Origin of the sequence: Plantibacter elymi (nom. nud.) (assembly GCF_900177795.1) — a bacterium.
Taxonomy (GTDB): domain Bacteria; phylum Actinomycetota; class Actinomycetes; order Actinomycetales; family Microbacteriaceae; genus Plantibacter; species Plantibacter elymi.
This window is the reverse complement of record NZ_FXWJ01000001.1, coordinates 1,015,708-1,022,338: the sequence shown is the minus strand read 5'-3', so window position 1 is coordinate 1,022,338 and position 6,631 is coordinate 1,015,708. Positions and strand designations below refer to the sequence as shown.

The 6,631-nt window shown below is 71.6% G+C and carries 8 protein-coding genes; 3 read left to right on the top strand and 5 right to left on the bottom strand.

Annotated features, from left to right (window positions below; all coding sequences use genetic code 11):
• Positions 1-101: 101 nt before the first annotated feature.
• The 4 genes from CCK91_RS04940 to CCK91_RS04925 all read right to left on the bottom strand — a co-directional run bounded on the left by CCK91_RS04940 (position 102) and on the right by CCK91_RS04925 (position 3,592).
• Positions 102-734, bottom strand: a complete 633-nt coding sequence (locus CCK91_RS04940; RefSeq protein WP_086473090.1) for a GNAT family N-acetyltransferase — start codon at positions 732-734, stop codon at positions 102-104.
• Positions 735-820: 86 nt separating this feature from the next.
• Complete coding sequence (locus CCK91_RS04935; RefSeq protein ID WP_165766986.1) at positions 821-1,936, bottom strand: lactonase family protein; 1,116 nt, start codon at positions 1,934-1,936, stop codon at positions 821-823.
• 42 nt (positions 1,937-1,978) lie between these two features.
• On the bottom strand, positions 1,979-2,272 hold the full coding sequence (locus tag CCK91_RS04930; protein WP_086473088.1) for a hypothetical protein: 294 nt from the start codon (positions 2,270-2,272) through the stop codon (positions 1,979-1,981).
• A gap of 33 nt (positions 2,273-2,305) precedes the next feature.
• On the bottom strand, positions 2,306-3,592 hold the full coding sequence (locus CCK91_RS04925) for an adenylosuccinate synthase (RefSeq protein WP_064295554.1): 1,287 nt from the start codon (positions 3,590-3,592) through the stop codon (positions 2,306-2,308).
• A 252-nt stretch (positions 3,593-3,844) separates the two neighbouring features.
• Here CCK91_RS04925 and CCK91_RS04920 point away from each other — a divergent pair, with 252 nt between their 5' ends.
• Positions 3,845-4,597 carry an HAD-IIB family hydrolase gene (locus tag CCK91_RS04920; RefSeq protein WP_064295553.1) on the top strand — a complete coding sequence of 251 codons (753 nt, stop codon included), beginning with the start codon at positions 3,845-3,847 and terminating at the stop codon, positions 4,595-4,597.
• 80 nt (positions 4,598-4,677) lie between these two features.
• Here the strand turns inward: CCK91_RS04920 and CCK91_RS04915 are convergent, their stop codons facing one another.
• Positions 4,678-5,154, bottom strand: a complete 477-nt coding sequence (locus CCK91_RS04915; RefSeq protein ID WP_086473087.1) for a DUF3151 domain-containing protein — start codon at positions 5,152-5,154, stop codon at positions 4,678-4,680.
• 125 nt (positions 5,155-5,279) lie between these two features.
• Here CCK91_RS04915 and CCK91_RS04910 point away from each other — a divergent pair, with 125 nt between their 5' ends.
• Together CCK91_RS04910 and CCK91_RS04905 are read left to right on the top strand one after the other, a co-directional pair.
• Complete coding sequence (locus CCK91_RS04910; RefSeq protein WP_086473086.1) at positions 5,280-5,954, top strand: TetR/AcrR family transcriptional regulator; 675 nt, start codon at positions 5,280-5,282, stop codon at positions 5,952-5,954.
• Positions 5,944-6,600 carry a hypothetical protein gene (locus CCK91_RS04905; RefSeq protein ID WP_207568184.1) on the top strand — a complete coding sequence of 219 codons (657 nt, stop codon included), beginning with the start codon at positions 5,944-5,946 and terminating at the stop codon, positions 6,598-6,600. Before CCK91_RS04910 ends, CCK91_RS04905 begins: the two co-directional genes overlap by 11 nt.
• The last annotated feature ends 31 nt before the right edge of the window (positions 6,601-6,631 follow it).

Sequence of the window (6,631 nt, the reverse complement as noted above, 5' to 3'; positions counted from 1 at the left end):
GGCTGAGGGACCGGGCGGGGGGGCTGAGGGACCGGGCGGGGGGGGCTGAGGGACCGGGCGGGGGGGCTGAGGGACCGGGCGAGGGGGGCTCCGGGGCCGCGTCAACCGCGGAGGGCGACGGGGCCGGGGCTCCTGGCGAGGCGCTCCTCGAGACCGGACCGGACCTCCGGCCACTCCTCGGCGAGCACGGAGAACAGCGCGGTGGTCCGCCACGTGCCGTCAGCCCGCTGCTTGTCGCGGCGGATGAGCCCCTCGAACGTGGCCCCGAGGCGCAGGATCGCGGTGCGCGAGCGTTCGTTGCGCTCGTCGGCCTGGATCTTCACCCGGCCGAAGCCCGCGTCGAACGCGAGCCCGAGGAGCAGGAGCTTCGTCTCGGCGTTGACGGCGGTGCCCCAGACGCGCGGGTCGTACGCCGTCCAACCGAGGTGGGCGGCCTCCCCCGGCTCGTCGAAGTCGCCGAGCGTGGACGTGCCGACGAGGAGCCCGTCGTGTTCGCCGCCGACGAGCCGGATGACGTAGGTGTTGCGCACGCCGGTCGTGAAGTAGCCGTCAGCGAAGGCGTCGAACTCGGCCTGCGTCGTCGGCAAGCCCGCAGGCCCGCCGCCGTAGCCACCGGCGAAGACCTCCGGGTGCGCGATCGCCGTGAACAGCTCCGGATAGTGCGCGCGGTCGAGCGGTTCGAGGCGGATGGCCCGGCCGTCGATGGGACGGGGCTCAGGGCGTCGTGCGGTCATGCACCCACCGTATCCGCCAGGGGCACGCATCCGCCCCGCGGGCACGCCCTGCATGACGTGCCGCGAGCCGCGGCACGTGCCCGCGGTCAGGCGAGGATGAGGCAGGTGGGCGAACCGGCGTCGAGCGTCCCGAGGAGCGTCGTCGGGACCCCTGTGCGCTCATCGAGCCGGAAGCTCGCGATGGAGTTCGACAGCTGGTTCGCGACGTGCAGGAACCGACCCGACTCCCGGTGGTGGCGCGGCATCGTCCCGCCGCACTCGACGTCGGCCACGGCCTCGACCCGCGAACCGTCGCCGGTGACGCGCAAGGTGGCGATGCGATCGCTCCCGCGGACGCCGACGTGCAGCTGCTCCCGCGAGGCGGCGAGGCTGATCTCGGCACCCGTGTCACCCTCGGACACGCCCTCCGAGGTGGCGACGGTCGCCGCGAGGATGTGCCAGTGCCCGTCGGTGCCGTCGACACCGAGCGTGAAGACCTCGACCGAGTACTCGGTGATGACGTGGAGGTGCCCGCTCGGGTGGACGACGAGGTGTCGCGGACCCGTGCCGCGCGGGAACACGACGGTGTGGTCGAGCACCAACCGCGACCCCCGGAGCTGCCAGATGCGGACCGTGTCGTGGCCGAGATCGGTGGTCGCGATGCGGCCGTCCGGGAGGAGCGCGGAGGCGTGCGCGCGCGACGGTCGGGACGGCAGCGCCTCGCCGACAGCGGCCTCCAGCGCGAGGAGCGTGAGCGCGTCCTCACCGGCGTCCGCGGACTCCGCAGCGAGTGCGGTGGGCGACGCCCACGGGTCGACGGACGCCTCGCCGAGACGCGGGTCGCCTGCGAACGCCGCGTTCTCCGCGAGCGGGACGGTCACGACCCGTCCGTCGCCGTAACAACTCGCGATGAGGACGTCGGCACCGGGGACCGTCGCGACGTGGCACACCGAGTCGCCGGCCTCGATGGGCTTGCCGAACGGGGCGAGCCCGAACTCTCCGGAGCGCTTGAACGCTTCGACGGCCCCGATCGACTCGCTCGCCGCATAGACGATCGGCAGCGTCGGGTGCAGGGTGAGGAACGAGGGCGACTGCGCCTCCGAGGACTGCACGAGGCGGAGGGTGCCCGCCTCGTCCTGGCGCAGCAGGCTGATGCCGGCACCGGTGCCGTCGGCCTCCGAGGTGTAGGAACCGAGCAGGAGGTAGGGGTTGTCGTCGCTCACCCCCACAGTCTCGCACCTGCACCGTCGCACCCCGGCGCCCGCTCAGGAGATGCGGCGGGCGCGGACGCCTGCTGCGTACTCCTTCGGGGTCATGCCGATCGCCTCACGCACGATCCGGATGAGCGTCGCTCGGGTGATCCCGAGCGCGTTCGCGAGGGTGACGAGCGAGAAGTCGGGATCGTCGTCGAGGGTCGCCAGGGCGCGCCGGACTCGTGGATCGAGCGCACCGGCGTCGCGCTGGGCACGCACCGCCGGCCGAGGCCTGGCCTCACCGCTCGTGAGCTCCTCGACCGGTGGCAGCCCGGGCAGGGACGGCTGACTGGATTCGTCCACCATGGCGCGTTCGACGCTCGTCGTTCGCTGCTCGGATCAGTCGACGAGGTCGTGACGCACGACGATCGCGTCGCGGCCGGGACCCACGCCGATCGCGGAGATGCGCGAACCACTCATCGCCTCGAGCGCCAGCACGTAGTCCTGGGCGTTCTTCGGGAGGTCCTCGAAGCGGCGGACACCGGTGATGTCCTCCTGCCAGCCGGGGAACTCCTCGTAGATCGGGACGGCGTGGTGGAAGTCGGTCTGCGAGACCGGCACCTCGTCGACCCGGACGCCGTCGACCTCGTAGGCGACGCACACCGGGATGGTGGCGAGGTCGTCGAGGATGTCGAGCTTCGTCAGGACGAAGTCGGTGACGCCGTTGATGCGCGCCGCGTACCGGGCGATCGGGGCGTCGTACCAGCCGACGCGACGCGGACGACCGGTCGTCGTGCCGAACTCGAAGCCCTTCGAGCGGAGGTAGTCGCCGGACTCGTCGAACAGCTCGGTCGGGAACGGACCGGCGCCGACACGGGTCGTGTAGGCCTTGACGATGCCGATGACGCGGTCGAGGCGGTTCGGGGCGACACCGGAGCCGGTGGCCGCACCACCCGAGGTCGCGTTGGAGGAGGTGACGAAGGGGTAGGTGCCGTGGTCGACGTCGAGCATCGTGGCCTGGCCACCCTCGAAGAGGACGATCTTGCCGTCGTCGAGCGCCTCGTTCAACACGAGCGCGGTGTCGGCCACCATCGGGCGGAGTCGCTCGGCGTAGGCGAGGAGGTCGGCCACGATCTCGTCGACCGTGATGGCGCGGCGGTTGAAGACCTTGACCAGCAGGTGGTTCTTCTGGTCGAGGGCGCCCTCGACCTTCTGGCGCAGGATGTTCTCGTCGAAGAGGTCCTGGATGCGGATGCCGACGCGGTTGATCTTGTCGGCGTAGGCCGGGCCGATGCCACGGCCGGTGGTGCCGATCTGGCGCTTGCCGAGGAAGCGCTCCGTCACCTTGTCGATGGTGCGGTGGTACTGGGTGATGACGTGCGCGTTGGCGCTCACGAGGAGGCGCGAGACGTCGATGCCGCGGGCCTGGAGCGCCTCGAGCTCGTGGAACAGCACCTCGATGTCGATGACGACACCGTTGGAGATGACGGGGACGACGCCGCTCGTCAGGATGCCGGACGGCAGGAGGTGGAGCGCGTACTTCTCGTCACCGATGACGACCGTGTGCCCCGCGTTGTTACCGCCGTTGAACTTCACGACGTAGTCGATGCGGTCACCGAGCAGGTCGGTGGCCTTCCCCTTGCCTTCGTCGCCCCACTGGGCGCCGACGATCACGATTGCTGGCATCTGGATGCCGCCCCTTCCGGATTCTCGTGTGCCCGGCGGATCCGCTGGGGAACCACGCCCTGACAGGCCGGACGCCCACCCTCTGCGGGCGGGCGTCTCGTGCACGCACCCCTCCATCGTACCGGAGGAGGGTCACGGGCACCGAGTCCCAGGCTGCGCTCGATACCATGAGTGGATGTTCAGGCCTCGGGCGGCCGTCCTGCCTGCCGATCGCCCTCGACGACCGTCCTCTCGACCGACCGAACGGAACCCATGACCTCCCTGCCGCGCCTCGTCGCCTTCGACCTCGACGACACCCTCGCCCCGTCGAAGTCCGCGCTCGACCCTCGCATGGCCGAGCTGTTCGTCGCGCTCCTCGAACGCACGTCGGTGTGCATCATCTCGGGCGGCCAGATCGTGCAGTTCCAGAACCAGGTGCTCGACCGGCTCGGAGCGGCGTCGCCCGAGGCCCTCGGCCGACTGCACCTCATGCCCACCTGCGGCACCCGGTACGACCGCTTCGACGGCACCGCGTGGGTCACCGTCTACAAGCACGACCTCACCGACGACCAGAAGGCCCGCGCCATGGGCGCGCTCGAGACCGAGGCCAAGCGACTCGGCCTCTGGGCCGATGAGACCTGGGGACCGATCCTCGAGGACCGCGGCTCGCAGATCACCTTCTCCGCCCTCGGGCAGGCCGCGCCCGTCGCCGAGAAGACCGCCTGGGACCCCGACGGCGCGAAGAAGGAGTCGCTGCGCGCCGCCGTGCAGGCACTGCTTCCCGACCTCGAGGTCCGTTCCGGCGGCTCGACCTCCGTCGACATCACCATGGCGGGCGTCGACAAGGCGTTCGGCATGACGCGGCTCGCCGAGCACACGGGCATCCCGCTGGAGGAGATGGTCTTCGTCGGCGACCGCCTCGACGAGGGCGGCAACGACTACCCGGTCCTCGCGCTCGGGGTGCCGTCGGTGGCCGTGCACGGCTGGCAGGACACCGCGGCGTACCTGGAGTCGCTCGGCCTCTAGGGCGCCGGCCCGGCCCTTCGACAGGCTCAGGAACCGGGGATGCGGCCTGCCCTTCGACAGGCTCAGAAACCGGGGAAGGGCTAGTCGGAACCGAGGATGACGATCGCGGAGGTCGGCGGGGCCGCCGCCGCGACGAGGTACTCGATCTCTTCGGACGCAGTGGGGTCGGCCTCACGCAGGAAGGTGTCGAGACGCTCGACCTCCTCGGTCTCGCCGATCGCCGTCGCGGAGCGGCGGAGCGCGTAGAGCGAGCGCAGCACCCCGCGGTTCGGTGCGTGGGACCACGGGATCGGGCCCTGACCGCGCCAACCGGCGGCACGGAGCGAGTCCAAGCCGCGGTGGTACCCGACCCGTGCGGCCGCGTAGCCGGGGATCGGCGACTGCGGGTCGTGGACCGCGTCGGCAAGGAGTGCCCAGCCGAGCGAGGAGCGGGGGTGGGCCGCGAGGAGGTCCGCCAGCGCCTCGATCGAACCGACGGCCGCGTGGAACTCGGCATCGGTGGCGCTGTCGTCCGGCAGCAGTGTCGGAGGGGTTGCCATCAGATTCTCACCGGTCATCGTTCAACCATAGCTCCGTTCCCCGGGCCCGGCGTGGGAGGAACCTGGCAGCCCTCGCTGAGAGCTCGCCGCATCCACGAACGTCGATATTGCACACCGCTGTGCAAGATAGTACGATCGCTGTCATGACCACCACCCAAGCGCCCGCGAGCGGGTCGCGCGCCCCTCGTCGCGACGCCGCCGAGAACCGCGTCGCGCTGCTCGAAGCCGCCCGCCTGGCGCTCCGCAGCGACCCCGACGCCAGCCTCGAGACCATCGCGGCGGCCGCCGGCCTCACCCGCCGCTCGGTGTACGGACACTTCGCCACGCGCGACGAGCTCGTGAACGCCGTCGTCGTGGCGGGGGCCGAGCGCGTCGCCTCGTCGATCACGGCCGTCCAGGGCGACGACCCGCTCACCACCATCGCGCTCATCGGCGACGTCCTGTGGGCCCAGGTGGACCACGTCCGGATCATGGCGCCGCTCGCCGTCCGCGGGCCGCTCCGCGCCGTCACGGCGGCCGCCCTCGAACCCGTCAGGACCCTTCTCCTCCGCACCGTCGAGGCGGGCGTCGCGGACGGTTCCATCCGCCCCGACATCGACGCAGGCGTGCTCGCCCGACTCGTCGAGAGCACGGCCGTCGGGGTACTCGAGGAGGCGACCCGATCCGGCCTCTCGACGAGCGCCGGCCGCCGACTCGTCATGCTCGCCACCCTCGGGGCGGTCGGTCTGTCGTGGCAGGACGCCACGGCGGTCGCCGACCGCGCCGACACCGAACGACACACCACCGGTATGAACGAGGAGTCCTCCCATGCGCGTTGAACTCGACGGCGTCTCCAAGGGCAAGGGCGGCATCGTCCTCGAGCCGACCTCGCTCTCCTTCCGGACGGGCGAGGCGACCTTCGCCCGCGCCGAGACCGAGCAGCGGCCGACCGTCCTGGGCCTCATCGCCTCCGGCCGGATGAAGCCCGACACCGGGACCGTCCTCGTCGACGGAGCGACCGACCGCAAGACGATGCGCCGCGTGATCGCCCTCATCGACGCCCCCGACGTCTCCGAACCGGCCAGCGGCGTCGCGGTCTCCGGCGTCGTCGCCGAGGAGCTCATGTTCGCCGGCCGGGCGAGCCACCCCTTCGCCGTCGCGCGGTTCCTCGAGTCACTCGACCTCGCGCACCTCGCGAAGCAGCCGATCTCGACCGTCGCGCCGACCGACCGCGTGCGGCTCCTCACCGAGCTCGCGATCCTCCGGGAGGACGTCACCGCGCTCGTCCTCGTGTCCCCCGACCGCCACGGCGGCGACCCGCTCGAGTGGTGGAACCTCGCCCGCAAGCTCGCCGCCCGCGGCTACGGCGTCCTCGTGATCGCCGGCGACGCCTCGGCGACCGCCATCAACGCCACCGCCGACGCCCCGGTGTCCGAGAACGCCACGGACGAACTCGTCCCCCTCTTCCAGCAGGACTGGTCGTGACGCACACCGTGCACCACGACCGTCCGGCCCT